Here is a 13,016-nt window from a genome sequence, read left to right on the forward strand (position 1 = left end):
TGCCTCCACCACGAAAAAAGGCCGCCCCCTCGGGCGGCCTTTTTTATGAGCCTCGGCGTAACGCGCTACTTACTCCGCCTCACCGCGCCGCCAGAACTGAACCAGCTCCACATCGCGCTGCGTCACCATGCCGTCCTCCCCCTTGCTCACCACGGTCAGCGCCTGCTCCTCCCCCGCACCCAGCGCCACCACCATCCGCCCCCCCGGCGACAGCTGCGCAACCAGCGCTTCGGGCAGCTCTGCGACCGCTTCATGCACCACAATCCCCTCAAAACCCGCATCACCCTCCGGCCACCCCTCCAGACCCTCCCCGCAGCGCACCTCCACCCCCCGGTAACCCGCACGCACCAGATCATCGCTCATCAACCCGGCCATCTCACAATCCCCCTCCACCACCTTCACATCCGCCCCCATCTCCTCCAGCACCGCCGCCGTGTACCCGCTCCCCGGAGACACCTCCAGAACGCGATCATCCGGGCTCAACTCCAGAAGCTCCAGCACCAACCCCACAAGATAGGGCTGCAGCACCGTGCGTCCCCCTCCCAGCGGCAACGGGGCATCCTGATACGCCCGCGGACGCACCGGCGCCGGCACAAACTCCTGACGCGGCACCTTGCGCATCGCCTCCACCACCGTGCGATCCTTGATCCCCCGCGCCACGATCTGCGCGCTCACCATCCGCTCCCGTTCCCCCTGGCGCGCCGCCGCATTCGGGTCCTCCTCCGGCTCAATCGTCCCCATCTTCACATCCGCCTGCATTTGACCCTCCGCAGACGACGGGGCAGGGGAGGGCTCACACCCCATCACCCCCACCCCTGCAAGCAGACCCAGGCCCACAACCCGACACAACGCTCGCGTAGCTCGCATAACCTCTCCTCGGTGTAATCAAATCAGCGCGCCACGATGGCGTCGAGCAGCGTCGCGGTGCAGCGCTCCACCATCTCAAACACCCGCTCAAAATGCTCCGGTCCTCCGCCCCACGGGTCCGGCACATCCCGACTCCGCAGCGACGCATCCGGCTCATAGTCTCGCAGCAGCACCAGCCGGCCGCCATCGCCTCCCGGCAGCCGCCGGGCATCCCGCAGGTTGGCGCCGTCCATCGCCACAAGCCAGTCGTAGCTTTGAACATGCGCACCGACCAGCTGCTGAGCCCGCTGCCCCGAGATGTCCAACCCCAGCCGCTCTCGGGCCACCCTCACACTCCCCGGATCCGGCGGCTCCCCCACGTGATATCCGCTCGTCCCTGACGACGCGATCTCAAACCCGTCCCCCAACCCCCGCGCCTCCACATGGTACCGAAACAACGCCTCGGCCAGCGGTGAGCGGCAGATGTTCCCCAGACAAAAAAACATCACCCTGGTACGCATCTCTCGCTCTCCCTCAAGCCCGTAGCCCCCATCGCTTGCCACTCAGAAGTTGATCCGACGACACGCCCCGTTGGGCTGCACCGCCACCTGCGCCCGATCTTGACGCCACAAAAAACCAAACTGGTTCAGCATAAACCCCACACCCTCCGCCGGGTCCGGCGCCGTCGCAAGGTCCAGCAGCACCTCCATCGCGTAGGTCGCTCCCTCCACATTGACCTGATAGCGGTACAACGCCTTCTTCCCCTCCAACTCCTTCGAATAAATATTCGACTCCCCGGGTGTCGGAAGATCCTCCGGCCAGTTCTCCGTCGGAAACCCCGCATCTTCCAGTGCTTGCAGTGTCAAACTCATCACATCTCTCCAGCTTCGACGAGACCCTCAGCCTCGCATCGCCTATCCAGTCGGGGCATGAAACCTCACGCAGGTTTTTCGCTCGTAGTTTGCGCCATCCCCACCATCCTTTCAAGGCCCCAACTCACCCCCAACATCGACCATCCCCCCCTCCGATCCTACATTTCCTCATGGAGCATCCAACATTCAGGGGGGAACACCATGAACATCACACCGGGAGAACTGCGCCCGACGCCTCGTCACGTCGCCTTCATCGCACTCATACTCATCGCCCTCAGCGCACCAGGCTGCGCCAGTCAGACCGACTGGCGCCCCCCACAGCGCCCCTTGATGCCCCTGGTCGAAGAGATCCGCCCCCCCTCCACCGACATGCGCTTCGTGCAGCGCTGCCCCTCCTCCGACTTTCAACCCGCCCGCACCGGCCCCTGGATCAGCGCCGCCTCCGAGCGACTGGCCCAGAACCACACCCCGACCCACATCGCCCCCGACCAGATCATCACCACCGGCCAACCCCTCACCCTCCACGCTCGCCTCTCCTACGCAGATCAACCCCTCCAGGGGGAGTGGGCCCGGATCTTCTGGGGAAGTTGCGAGCGAGGCTGGGAGCAGATAGGCCACCTGCGCACCGACGCCGATGGCCGCCTCGCATGGCCCATGACCCACCGGCCATCCCGCGGACGCTACACCTACGCCGTTCAGGTCGTCGGCGACCAGACCTTCGCCACGGGCAACATCTGGATCGTCGCCCCCGAAGTCCGCGCCGTCGCCATCTCGGCCTCCGCCATCCTGCATGCAGACACCTTACAACCCGCCTCCCAACCCCAGGCGCCTCCCGAAGCACAATCACCCCCGGCCGTTGACGCCGCCGCCTCTCCCGCAACAGCCTCGCCATCCACCGTCACTCCCACCGACGAAACACCCCCGGCACCCGCAACCACCGACGCCGCCCCACAGCCCCCACCCACACTCACCCCGGGGGCTCGCGAGCTGGCCGCCTACTATGCCCGCCGCGGCTACCTGGTCATCTACCTCGTCGAAGATTCCTGGCAAGACACCCTCACCCCCACATCCCTGGCGGCCCTGGGCCTGCCCGCAGGCCCCGTCATCACCAGCGAAGGGCAGGGCGCGCTACCCGACGAACCCTCGACCCCCGGCAACCGCTGGGAAGACGCCTCCGCCCGCGCCACCGGTGGTGGACCGCCGCTCTCCATCATCCTCACCCACCACTTCGTCGCCACCTCCGACGCCGCCCGACTTCCGCCCTCACTCCCCCTCACCCCCCTGGAGGTTGTCCCTCGCAACGACGCCCCGGGCTGGGAGGCGCACCTCCAGACGCTCACCCCCGACACCGGCACAGACACACAACCCTCCCACCAGATCATCCGCCCGGCCCACGCCGTCCCCAACCATCCCCGCTCGCGATGAGCCTCACCTTCCCCACAATCCGGGTTGAGCACCGCCGCCGCTCAGAGTATAGACCTCGGCGGCAGTGTTTCCGGGCACCGTGAGGTGAGTATGGGCGAGTTGGATCGACTTCGTCAGCGCCTTCTGGGGAAGGTGAAGACCGCGGCTAAGAACTACGGCATCTTCGAAGACGGCGACCACATCCTGGTCTGCCTCTCCGGGGGCAAAGACTCCTACACGCTCCTCGACATGCTCCTGGAGCTGCAGCGCGTCAGCCCCTTCGAGCTCAAACTCACCGCCTTTCACCTCGACCAGAAGCAGCCCGGCTACCCCGAGGGCGTGCTCCGCGCCTACCTCGAAGAGCAGCCACTTCCCTTCGAGATCTGCGAGGAGGACACCTACTCGGTCGTCCAGGAGAAGTTGGCCCCCGACGCCACTCCCTGCTCACTCTGCAGCCGCATGCGTCGCGGCATCATCTACCGCCGCGCCGAAGCCCTGGGCTGCAACAAAATCGCCCTGGGCCACCACCGCGACGACAGCATCGAGACGCTGCTCCTCAACCTCTTCTACAGCGGCCGAACCCAGGGCATGCCCGCCCGTTTCACCACCGACGACGGCCGTTTCCAGGTCATCCGCCCCCTGATCCTGGCGGCAGAAGACGAGATCGCCACCTACGCCGCGCTGCGCGGCTTCCCCATCATCCCCTGCAACCTCTGCGGCTCCGTCGAGGGCAAACGCAAGTTCGTCAAACGTCTCCTCAACGACCTGGAGACGACCATCCCGCACGTGCGCCACAGCCTTATCGCGGCCATGGGCAACGTCAAACCCAGCCACCTCCTCGACAACGACCTCCGCTCCCTGGCCGAAGACGCCGCCGCCCCAGTGCTCGCCGGCGCTTGTGCCGTGGAGCCGGAGCTCTTCTAATCACCTTCAGGCCTCGCCGACCTCGACCCTCGTCGACGGCCCGGCCCTGCTCACCTTCGCGTCGCTGCGCGAGACCTCCGCAGCGACCGCTCCTTCCGCCTCGGGCGAGTGTTTCTACGCGCCCCCCTCCTTTGTATCGGTCGTCGGCGGCCCACATCGCCCCTGACGATCGCTGAGCCCGCAATGGGCTTTGAGGTACCCCGATGGCACGCGCCTCCACCGTCGACACCACCGAAGGCAGCCTGGCCGGCCGCTCCGCCCAGCTGGCCTGGCCGGCCGTACTGCAGGCCATCCTCGCCAACTTCTACGCCTTCAACGACTTTGTCTTCGTGGGCATGTTGGGCGACGCCGCGGCCACCGCCGCGCTCTCGGCCTGCTTCGCGCTGCTCATTCTGCACTTCACCTTCATCAAGGTCTTCCCCGTCGGCGCCACCGCGCTCATCGCCCAGGCTTTCGGCGCGCGCAAGCCCGAGCGCATCGGTGCGCTTTTTCGCAGCGCGGTCACCACCACGATGGGCCTCTCTCTGCTCATCGCGGTGGCGGGCGTCTGGGCGATGCCATGGTTTGTGAGCCTGGCCAACGTCACCCCTGAGGTCGGCATCCACGTGGCCGACTACCTGCGCATCATCTACTGGGCCACCCCTACCTTCGCCTTGATGCTCGTCGTCGTCGGGGTCTTCCGCGCCTGCGGCGACACCCGCACGCCCCTCTTCCTGGAGATCGGAAGTCTCCTGGTCAACATCGTCCTCAACTTCATCTTAGTGCTGGGCTGGGGCCCCATCCCGGCCATGGGCATCGAAGGCGCTGCGCTCGCCACTGCCTTAAGCCGCGGCCTTCCCGGCATCGTCGGCCTCTGGATGATCTTACGCGGCGACCTCGACTTCGACCCGATGGCCGGCGTCCGCGGCCTCATCGCCTGGCGCCCCGACCTCGACCTCTCCCGCCAGATGGCCGCCATCGGCATCTTCGAAGCCCTATCCGGCCTCATCTACGGCGGCGTCTACCTTATGCTCAACCGCATGGCCGGCGAACTGGGCTCGGCGGCCCAGGGCGGCCTGGGCGCGGGCTTAAGGGGCATTGAGTGGATCGGCTTTGCCTTCGGCAGCGGATTCCTCACCGCCAGCATCTCCATCGTCGGCCAGAACGTCGGCGCCGGTAAAATGGACCGCGCCTGGGGAGGCGCCTGGATCAGCGCCGGCCTCAGCGCCCTCTGCTGCCAGCTCGTCGGCCTGATCTTCATCCTCTTCCCCGAGCCCCTCTCGCGCATGGTCACCGACGACCTCGACACCCTGCGCTACGCGATGATCTACGTCTATTACATCGGCTGGGTGATGTGGGCGGTGGGCTTTGAGATGTCGATGTTTGGCGCCATGGTTGGGGCAGGGCAGTCCCGCACGGCCCTGGCGGTCTCCGGCGGCTACAACCTCCTGCGCATCCCCCTGGCCGCCGGGCTGCTCTTTGGCCTCGAAGGCCTCATCGACGGCGTGCGCTGGGTGACCCTGGGCGCCGCCGACGCCCCCGCCGTCGTTGGCCCCTTCGCGGCGCTCGTCTGGACCATTGGCCTGACCTCGGTCCTCAAAGCCGTTACCTACGCCCTGATCTTGAGCGCCCGCTGGAGGGCCCTGAAACGCTCCCAGGCCACCACCCGCGTCCGTGGTGCGCGCAGCGTGCGAATGTGATAGAAGGGCGCGCAATGTTTGAACATCACTGACCACCACACAGCACCGGGCAGAGGTAGTTGATGAAACCAGCGGTATTGATGGCGCACCCACGCCATTTTGCGATCAAAGGCGGCGCGAACCCCCACACGCGCAACAAGGATAAATCCCTCAAAGAGGTCGACCCCACCGTCGCGCTGGAGCAGTGGAATACCTACGTCGACCAGCTCCTGGAGTGCGGCCTCGACGTCTACGTCATCGACGCCACCCCCGAGCTCACCGGTATGGTCTTCACCGCCAACGCCGGCTTCATCTACGGGCTGCGCGACCGGAAGCCTTCCCCTCAGAAGACCTTCTTCCCCAGCCACTTCATGGTCGAGCACCGCATGGGGGAGACCGAGCGCTTCGCCGACTTCTTCACCAACTTCGGCCTGCAGGTCAGCGACATCCCCGAGCAATGGCGCTGGGAAGGGGAGGCCGACGCCTTCCCCGTTCTCAAGGGCGATGACCAGACCTGGATCTTCACCCACGGCTTCCGCTCCGACTCCGAGGTCGGCGACTGGCTCGAGAGCGGCCTGCTCAACGAAGACGTCGTCTCGCTTACTTTAAGCGACGAGCGCTACTACCACGGCGACACCGCCATCTGTGACCTGGGCGACCACGTGCTCGTCTACCTCGACGCCCTCGAGCCCGTCTCCCGCGAGCGCATCAAAGAGGTCCTGGGCGATCGTCTCGTCGAGATCGAAGAAAAAGACGCCAAAGCCTTCCTCGGAAACTCCTTCTACGTCGAAGCCGACGAGCGCCGCCTTCTCTTCGTCCCGGCCGGCGTCCGCAAGAAGACCCAGAAGGCCATCGAGAAGCTCGGTGTTGAGGTCATTGAGATCGACGTCTCCGAGTTCTTCGGCAAAGGCGGCGGCGGGCCCAAGTGCATGGTCTTCAACCTGGGCGTCTGTGACCCGGCCGAAGCCGGCCTCACCGAAGAGCAGAGCGCCTTCCGCCACGCCCGCCACATCAACAGCCTGCGCCGACGCCGCGGCCGCATCCGCTGAACCGCATCTCAACCCGGGGGGGCAGGGCAGGGATAATGACTCACCGCGACCCGATTCCCCTCCGGGTCGCGGGCATAGAGCGTAAACGCGCTCTCCTCTTCCACCTCACACCCCATCGCCTCCAGCCGGCCGCGCATCGACGCCCGCTCCTCGGCCTCCATCGCAAACGCCAGCAAAAAAGGCCCGGCCTCCACGCCCTCAACCCTGGGTCGCTCCTCGCGGCTATGCTCCACCATCAGCACCCCCGGGTTGAGATCGAGCCAGATTGAGCGAAGCGCCCCATCCTCATAAGCATGGCGCGTCAACTCCCGCAGCCCGAAGGCCTCGCGGTAAAATCGCGCCACTTCTTCGACCTGACGCGCCCCCAGGGCAATATGATGAAGTCCACGGCTCATAGCTCCTCCTCTCAATGGATGATCGCGAGCGTGGCATAGCACCGCGACGACGGGAAGAATTTCGAGCTTTCCCCTCCCTGTGGTACATCGGAACCTGACGTAGCGCGGCGAAGGTTTCGCCACGCATCAGCGGTGATGACGGTGAGCAAGTGATGATCAAGGTGCAACCTTTCCGAAAGCCGACCCGTGGCCTGGCCCTGGCGCTCTGCGCGTTGCTCCTCAGCGCCGCCGGCTGCAAGACCACCCGCAGCAGCACGACGCTTGAGCAGGAGCCGCCCATCGTGGCTCAGTCTCCCGAGGTGCAGGCGGAGTTTGAAGACGCCGTCGCCCTTCTCAACGCCGGCGAGTATGACCAGGCGGCTGAGCGCCTGCGTCTTTTGCAGGCTGAGAATGCTGACGATCGCATCGCCCAGATGGCCGAACTCTACATCGCCCGCGCCCTCATTGGCGACATCGACGCTCGGTTCAAGGCCATGGAGACCGGCCAGTGGCAGGCCCTCTCCCCCGAGGTCGAACGCCTGCTGGCACCGCTGGCCTCGGCCACCACGGTCGATGAACGCGTGCGTTTCGGTGCAGCCGCCTACCTGGCGCTGAGCCAGGCCCTCAACGCGCAGGCGGCGCAGTCCGCCTCAACCTTACGATCTTACCCGGGCCCCTCCATGAGCCCGGCCATCCTCGAAAAAGACCGCCCCTGGATCTGGCCCCTCATCGCCGAGGGGCTTCAGCAGGCCGATCGCCCCGCCGAAGCCATCGAAGCCTGGGCCCGCACCTTCGAGGCCCTTCGACCAAAGCCCGCACCCGACCAGCGCGCCTCCGGCTCTGAACAGGCCCCCGGCGACGCTCCCGGCAACGACCAGCCCTCCGCCGACGACGCCGACAACGCGCAGATCCAGGCCTACGCCGACGGCAGCGAAGACGTCGAGTTCGGTGACGGTCAGTCGCTCACCCCGGGCCAGGTCATGGCCGTGGCCCGGGCCTTCGACGCTGCAGACGCCCTGGAGGATCGCCAGGCCGCCGAGCTCCTCAACGCCGAACGCCCCTTCGTGCGCGCCCTGGCCACCTGGGCTTACGTGCGCCGGGAGGCCCGTCAGGGCATCGACGAGCGCGAGCAGGAAGCCCTCCTGGAGATCTTCAACGAGAACGCCCCTTACTTCCTGGAGATGGGCGTGGCCAGCCGCGCCGCCGAGCTCTCCATGACCATCGCCTCCTTAAGCGAGGCCCGCCGACTCGTCGTTGGCGCGCTGCTGCCCTTAAGCGGACCTAACCGCGCCGTGGGCTACCGCGCACTCTCCGGCATGCTCATCGCCCAGCAATCCTTTCACGTCGCCGGGGAGCCTGCCGTCACGCTGGTCATTGAAGACAGCGCCGCCGACCCGGCCGCCGCCCTCCAGCGCCTGGTGGATCTCGGCGTGCTCGCTGTTGTCGGCCCCCTTGACGGCCGCATCGCCGCTGAACTTCGCGAGCCTGCCGCCGACGCCGGTGTGCCCATGATCGCACTCGCCCCCGAGGCCATCGAGGGCGGCGACGACGAGCGCACCTCCTTGCTCTTCCGCAACTTCCTCAGCGCCACCTCCGAGGCGCGCGCGATGGCCACGCTCTCCTTTGAGCAACTTCACGATCGCCGCGCCGCCGTCGTCTACCCCGACATGGGCTACGGACGCGTGATGGCGCAGGCCTTCGCCGATGAGTTCCGCGCCCGGGGCGGTCAGATCGTCGCCGAGGTCGCCTACGATCGCTCCAGCTCCAACTTCGTCGACACCGCCAAAGCCGTCGCCCGCGCCAACCCCGACGCGCTCTTCATCCCCGACTCCGGCAGCAAGATCGCTCAGCTCAGCGCCTTCATGGCTCAGGAAAACATCTGGGGCCACGCCCCCGATAAGCGCCCCGGCGCCCGCGCCCAGCGCACCTACGTGCATTACCTGGGCACCAGCCTCTGGCAGGACCCCATCGTCACCCGCCAGGCTGCAAGCTACGTGGAAGGCGCGCTCATCCCCGCCTGGTACTCCTCGACCTTTGACGACGCCGACACCCGCCAGTTCAGCGCCGGCTTTGAGGCCGTCTACGAGCGCGGCGCCGACTACTTCGAGGCCTTCGCCTACGACTCGGTCAAACGCCTGCGCGAGCTGATGGTGGAGCGGGGCGCCGGGCGCACCCAGACCCTTGTCAGCTCCCTTCGCGGAAACGAGTGGGCAGGCGGCGCCACCGGACGCTACCGCTTCGACGAGCGCGGCGAACCTATCCGGGAGCTGCGCATGCTCCAGGTGAAGTCCGGCGAATGGGCAGCCTATGAACGCAGCATCATGACCCCCCTCCATCGTCCCGCCGCCGCGATCACCGACGACGACGGGAGCTCGCCGTGACGCTGGCTTCACGCCGCGCTGCAAGCCTCCTGGCGGGGGTGGGCGTCGTGATGCTGGCGCTGACCGCCAGCCCTTTGCCCCTGTCCGCCCAGGAGTCCGCGCCTCCTCCGCCGTCCGCAGCGGCCGCGCAGCGCGACGACGCGCAGGAGGCCCCGGCCGACGCCATTGCACCCGAAGCGGAGCGTGGGCGCTCCCTCGATGGTCGCACCCGCGAGGAGCTCGAGGCCCGGGGCTTTGAGTTCGTCAGCACCGTGGAGCAGCGCCGCCGAGCCCACGCTACGCTCCTGGCAGCGAGCGCCGGTCTCGTCCTCCACGGGGTCGGACACTGGCACCTCCAAGAGCCCTCCACCGCCTACTTCCTGGCCGGCGCCGAGCTCGTGGGCCTCACCACCATCGCTGGCGGCGCCGTCCTCAAACTTCGCCCTACGGGCAACCCCCAGCTCGACCAGTTCAGCAACGAGCTCCTCTTCCTCGGCATCGCCACCCTGGGAAGCTCCTGGCTCATCGATGTCCTGGGCACCGCCTACCATGATAAACTCGGCGTCCCCACCTCCACTCGCCGCGACCACGGCCTGGGCCTGCACCTGGGCTACGAGTACATCCGCCCCGAGAATTTGAGCCTCCGCCACGTCGCCGCAGCCCAGGCCTACTGGCGCCGACGCGCCTATGACCTCGACCTGCGCGTCGCCCAGGAGCTTGGCCTGGGCATGTCCGACTACCAACTGCGCGGGGTGTGGCGACCCTGGGTGGCCGCGGCCGCCCAGACCAGCGTGGGCGTCGCCCTGCAGGGCGGGATCATTCAGTACCGCCTCGATCTTCCTTACGAGCGCGCCCGCGTCGCGCTCAGCGCCGTGGGCTCCATCAACCTCGGGAGGCTCTTTCCTCACCTCGATCAGATGACCCTCACCGCCGAGGCCGGTGTGGCCGTGCGCACCTTCCGCTTTGCCCCGGGAAGCGCCGGGGCCACCGGCACCGAGGGCTGGCGATGGGGAGGGTGGGGCGTACCCCTGAAAGTCGAGCTTGGCCTCAACCTCACCGAGGAGCTGCGCTTCCTGGCCGCCCTGGAGCGAGGGCAGGGCGACTGGATGCTCACCTCCAACTCCCGCATTGGCGTGCCCGTCTTTCATATCCTCTACCGAAGCGCCCGCCGCCTCGACCTGCGCTTCTTCGCCGCCTTTGGCGACGGCGTCAGCGCCGGCGCCGGGCTGGCCTTCTGGCTGGGGGAATAAAGCCCCGGGCGGTACACGCTTTCAAGCGCGTTGCCAGTGCTCCGGCGCTCGTGATACCTCGGATACCCCTGTAGTTGGCACCTGTACCTCTTCGACTTCGGCCGCGTCGGGTGCCCCACCACTTCCGCAACCTATCTGTTCGCGAGGAGCGTCGCATGCTCGCAAACCTCCTGTCGTCGCCCCTTCTTGCTGAAGCCGCCGGCTCTCAGGTCAGCGTCATCGAGATCGTGATGGACGCCGACGCCGTCGTCACCGCCATCCTGGTCCTCCTGGCGGTGCTCAGCGTCATCTCCTGGTACATCATCGGCTACAAGGCTCTCTACTTCCGCCGCGCCCAGGCCGAGTCTCAGGACTTCATGGACGTCTTCTGGCAATCCAAACGCCTCGACGCCATCTACCAGTCCTCCGAGGAGTTCCCCCGCGCCCCGGTCAGCCGTGTCTTTAAGGCAGGCTACATCGAGCTCTCCAAGCTCAAGGGAAGCACCGAGGGCGCCGGCGCCGAATCCATGCGCCAACAGCTCGGAGACATCGAGAACGTCGAGCGCTCCCTGCGTCGCGCCTCCCGCACCGAGATGACCGAGCTTGAGAAGCTCGTCCCCTTCCTCGCCACCGTAGGCTCGACCTCACCCTTCATCGGCCTCCTCGGCACGGTCTGGGGCATCATGGTCGCCTTCCTCAACATCAGCGCCGAAGGCGCCGCAGGCATCGACGTCGTCGGTCAGCCCATCGCCGAAGCGCTCATCGTCACCGCCATGGGCCTCTTCGCCGCCATCCCGGCCGTCGTCGCCTACAACCTCTTTGTCAATAAGATCAAAGTCTTGGGCGGGGAGATGGACAACTTCTCCTCGGACTTCCTCAACATCGTCAAGCGCCACTTCTTCAAGTAATCCGCGTCCCAGGGATAGCCCATGGCTATGAGCTCATCATCGGGTGGGGGAACCGTCCTCGCCGAGATCAACGTCACCCCCATGGTCGACGTCATGCTCGTGCTCCTCGTTATCTTCATGATCGCCACCCCCCTCATCGAGCAAGACGATGAGAAGCGCGAGGTGGAGATGGACCTGCCGGTAACGCGCGACAACGAGAGCCTGGCGAACATCGACCAGACCGACCAGATCATCCTCGAGATCAACGACTCCCTGCAGATATTCATCGGTGAGACGATGATCGTCGACTGCAGCGCAGCCCTCGAAGGTGGCCCCTCCGACCGCTTCGAGCCCTGCTTCGAGGAGCTGCAGACCAAGATCGCTTCAAACCAGAAGCTCCAGGACGACGGGCGCCTCTTCCTGCTCGGGCATCCGGACATCCCCTACGGCTTCGTCGTCGGCTCAATGAATCGCATCCGTCTCGCTGGCGTCTCCAACGTAGGCATGGTGACCAACCCCGAGTACCGACAGGCCGAGCCCGAGTGATGAAGTCGATTCAATCCCACACAACCCGACAGGTTCAGAGTGGGGGACCGGTCGAGATCGGCGCCGGCATCGCGCTGACCCTGGCGCTCCACGGCCTCATCGCCTTGAGCGTCTGGTGGGCCGCCAACCTCACGCCCGAAGAGCCCGAGAAACTCGAGATGGTCTTCGAGCGCGTGGAACTTCTGGCTCTGGGTGAAGAGCGCCCCGAAGCGGCCTTGCCCCGCATGGCCAACCCCGAGCCTCCGCCTCCCGCACCCGACGACTCGGTCGTCGTGCCCGACCCCGAGGCTGCCCCGCCCGAAGAAAACCAGGTTAACCTGGAAGTGGAACGCGAGCGCGAAGAGCAACAAGAGCGAGAACGCGCCGAAGAGGCTGAACGTCGGGAGCAGGAAGAGCGCGAGCGCCGCCGCAAGGCCGCGCTCAGTGCCCTGAGCAACCCCGACCGCCCCTACAACGACGATGCCCCCGAGGGCAGCGCCGATGGTGTGGTCGGCGGCACCGTCTCCGACGCCGCCATGGCCAACATGATGGGCACCTACCAGGCTCGCCTCCTCCAGGAGCTCCTGCGCGCCTGGACCGTCCCCACCACCCTGGGCGACGCCGACCTCGCCCAACTCGCCGGCAGCGTGCGCGTCTTTGTACGCCTCTCCGAAGGCGGCAAGATCGTCAGCCACACCTTTCGCGCCCGCAGCGGAAACGAGCAGTTTGACGCGAGCATCGACCGCGCCATCCGCCAGTTCCACGTTCAGTACGGCGGCCGCACGCTCCCGCTGCCCGACCACGAAGATGTTCGACGCGAGGTGCTCCGCGAGGGGCTCTTGCTGACGCGGTGGGACTCCACCGCACGATGACCTCCACGAGGGAATG

Annotated in this window: 13 protein-coding genes; 9 read left to right on the forward strand and 4 right to left on the reverse strand. The window is 66.6% G+C overall.

What is annotated here, in order from left to right; translation table 11 throughout:
* Positions 1 to 69: 69 nt before the first annotated feature.
* From FRC98_RS03210 to FRC98_RS03220, 3 genes are read right to left on the reverse strand one after another with little or no spacing between them, the layout of a single operon-like run.
* Positions 70 to 867: a protein-L-isoaspartate O-methyltransferase family protein gene (locus tag FRC98_RS03210; RefSeq protein ID WP_146979845.1), complete on the reverse strand. Its 798-nt coding sequence runs from the start codon at positions 865 to 867 to the stop codon at positions 70 to 72.
* A gap of 23 nt (positions 868 to 890) precedes the next feature.
* Positions 891 to 1,367: a low molecular weight protein-tyrosine-phosphatase gene (locus tag FRC98_RS03215; protein WP_146979846.1), complete on the reverse strand. Its 477-nt coding sequence runs from the start codon at positions 1,365 to 1,367 to the stop codon at positions 891 to 893.
* 42 nt (positions 1,368 to 1,409) lie between these two features.
* Positions 1,410 to 1,718 carry a hypothetical protein gene (locus tag FRC98_RS03220; RefSeq protein ID WP_146979847.1) on the reverse strand — a complete coding sequence of 103 codons (309 nt, stop codon included), beginning with the start codon at positions 1,716 to 1,718 and terminating at the stop codon, positions 1,410 to 1,412.
* Positions 1,719 to 1,919: 201 nt separating this feature from the next.
* Here FRC98_RS03220 and FRC98_RS03225 point away from each other — a divergent pair, with 201 nt between their 5' ends.
* The 4 genes from FRC98_RS03225 (at position 1,920) to FRC98_RS03240 (ending at position 6,753) form a co-directional block, all read left to right on the forward strand.
* A complete protein-coding gene (locus FRC98_RS03225; protein WP_146979848.1) occupies positions 1,920 to 3,143 on the forward strand; it encodes a superantigen-like protein SSL4 in 1,224 nt (407 codons plus the stop codon).
* 90 nt (positions 3,144 to 3,233) lie between these two features.
* Positions 3,234 to 4,046, forward strand: coding sequence for a tRNA 2-thiocytidine(32) synthetase TtcA (ttcA, locus tag FRC98_RS03230; protein WP_146979849.1), 813 nt, complete (start codon positions 3,234 to 3,236; stop codon positions 4,044 to 4,046).
* Between the two features lie 203 nt (positions 4,047 to 4,249).
* A complete protein-coding gene (locus tag FRC98_RS03235; protein WP_146979850.1) occupies positions 4,250 to 5,725 on the forward strand; it encodes an MATE family efflux transporter in 1,476 nt (491 codons plus the stop codon).
* A 62-nt stretch (positions 5,726 to 5,787) separates the two neighbouring features.
* Positions 5,788 to 6,753 (forward strand): dimethylarginine dimethylaminohydrolase family protein, encoded by a 966-nt coding sequence (locus FRC98_RS03240; protein WP_146979851.1) that lies wholly within the window; start codon positions 5,788 to 5,790, stop codon positions 6,751 to 6,753.
* 8 nt (positions 6,754 to 6,761) lie between these two features.
* Here the strand turns inward: FRC98_RS03240 and FRC98_RS03245 are convergent, their stop codons facing one another.
* Positions 6,762 to 7,148, reverse strand: a complete 387-nt coding sequence (locus FRC98_RS03245; RefSeq protein WP_146979852.1) for a VOC family protein — start codon at positions 7,146 to 7,148, stop codon at positions 6,762 to 6,764.
* Positions 7,149 to 7,300: 152 nt separating this feature from the next.
* On the opposite strand from FRC98_RS03245, the gene FRC98_RS03250 reads away from it, so the two are divergent.
* The 5 genes from FRC98_RS03250 (at position 7,301) to FRC98_RS03270 (ending at position 13,000) form a co-directional block, all read left to right on the forward strand.
* Positions 7,301 to 9,508, forward strand: coding sequence for a penicillin-binding protein activator (locus FRC98_RS03250; RefSeq protein ID WP_146979853.1), 2,208 nt, complete (start codon positions 7,301 to 7,303; stop codon positions 9,506 to 9,508).
* Positions 9,505 to 10,737, forward strand: a complete 1,233-nt coding sequence (locus FRC98_RS03255; RefSeq protein WP_146979854.1) for a hypothetical protein — start codon at positions 9,505 to 9,507, stop codon at positions 10,735 to 10,737. Before FRC98_RS03250 ends, FRC98_RS03255 begins: the two co-directional genes overlap by 4 nt.
* Positions 10,738 to 10,892: 155 nt before the next feature.
* The gene (gene tolQ, locus FRC98_RS03260; protein WP_146979855.1) at positions 10,893 to 11,624 is read left to right on the forward strand and encodes a protein TolQ; all 732 of its coding nucleotides are present in this window, start codon (positions 10,893 to 10,895) and stop codon (positions 11,622 to 11,624) included.
* 21 nt (positions 11,625 to 11,645) lie between these two features.
* On the forward strand, positions 11,646 to 12,149 hold the full coding sequence (locus FRC98_RS03265) for a biopolymer transporter ExbD (RefSeq protein WP_146979856.1): 504 nt from the start codon (positions 11,646 to 11,648) through the stop codon (positions 12,147 to 12,149).
* Complete coding sequence (locus FRC98_RS03270) at positions 12,149 to 13,000, forward strand: TonB C-terminal domain-containing protein (protein ID WP_146979857.1); 852 nt, start codon at positions 12,149 to 12,151, stop codon at positions 12,998 to 13,000. Before FRC98_RS03265 ends, FRC98_RS03270 begins: the two co-directional genes overlap by 1 nt.
* Positions 13,001 to 13,016 lie beyond the last annotated feature (16 nt).

The sequence above is a fragment of the Lujinxingia vulgaris genome (genome assembly GCF_007997015.1).
GTDB lineage: Bacteria > Myxococcota_A > Bradymonadia > Bradymonadales > Bradymonadaceae > Lujinxingia > Lujinxingia vulgaris.

Bases quoted from the DNA above. Each gene is read 5' to 3' on its own strand.
- FRC98_RS03210 (WP_146979845.1), bottom strand. From the start codon at position 867: ATGCGAGCTACGCGAGCGTTGTGTCGGGTTGTGGGCCTGGGTCTGCTT.
- FRC98_RS03215 (WP_146979846.1), bottom strand. From the start codon at position 1,367: ATGCGTACCAGGGTGATGTTTTTTTGTCTGGGGAACATCTGCCGCTCA.
- FRC98_RS03220 (WP_146979847.1), bottom strand. From the start codon at position 1,718: ATGAGTTTGACACTGCAAGCACTGGAAGATGCGGGGTTTCCGACGGAG.
- FRC98_RS03225 (WP_146979848.1), top strand. From the start codon at position 1,920: ATGAACATCACACCGGGAGAACTGCGCCCGACGCCTCGTCACGTCGCC.
- ttcA (WP_146979849.1), top strand. From the start codon at position 3,234: ATGGGCGAGTTGGATCGACTTCGTCAGCGCCTTCTGGGGAAGGTGAAG.
- FRC98_RS03235 (WP_146979850.1), top strand. From the start codon at position 4,250: ATGGCACGCGCCTCCACCGTCGACACCACCGAAGGCAGCCTGGCCGGC.
- FRC98_RS03240 (WP_146979851.1), top strand. From the start codon at position 5,788: ATGAAACCAGCGGTATTGATGGCGCACCCACGCCATTTTGCGATCAAA.
- FRC98_RS03245 (WP_146979852.1), bottom strand. From the start codon at position 7,148: ATGAGCCGTGGACTTCATCATATTGCCCTGGGGGCGCGTCAGGTCGAA.
- FRC98_RS03250 (WP_146979853.1), top strand. From the start codon at position 7,301: ATGATCAAGGTGCAACCTTTCCGAAAGCCGACCCGTGGCCTGGCCCTG.
- tolQ (WP_146979855.1), top strand. From the start codon at position 10,893: ATGCTCGCAAACCTCCTGTCGTCGCCCCTTCTTGCTGAAGCCGCCGGC.
- FRC98_RS03265 (WP_146979856.1), top strand. From the start codon at position 11,646: ATGGCTATGAGCTCATCATCGGGTGGGGGAACCGTCCTCGCCGAGATC.
- FRC98_RS03270 (WP_146979857.1), top strand. From the start codon at position 12,149: ATGAAGTCGATTCAATCCCACACAACCCGACAGGTTCAGAGTGGGGGA.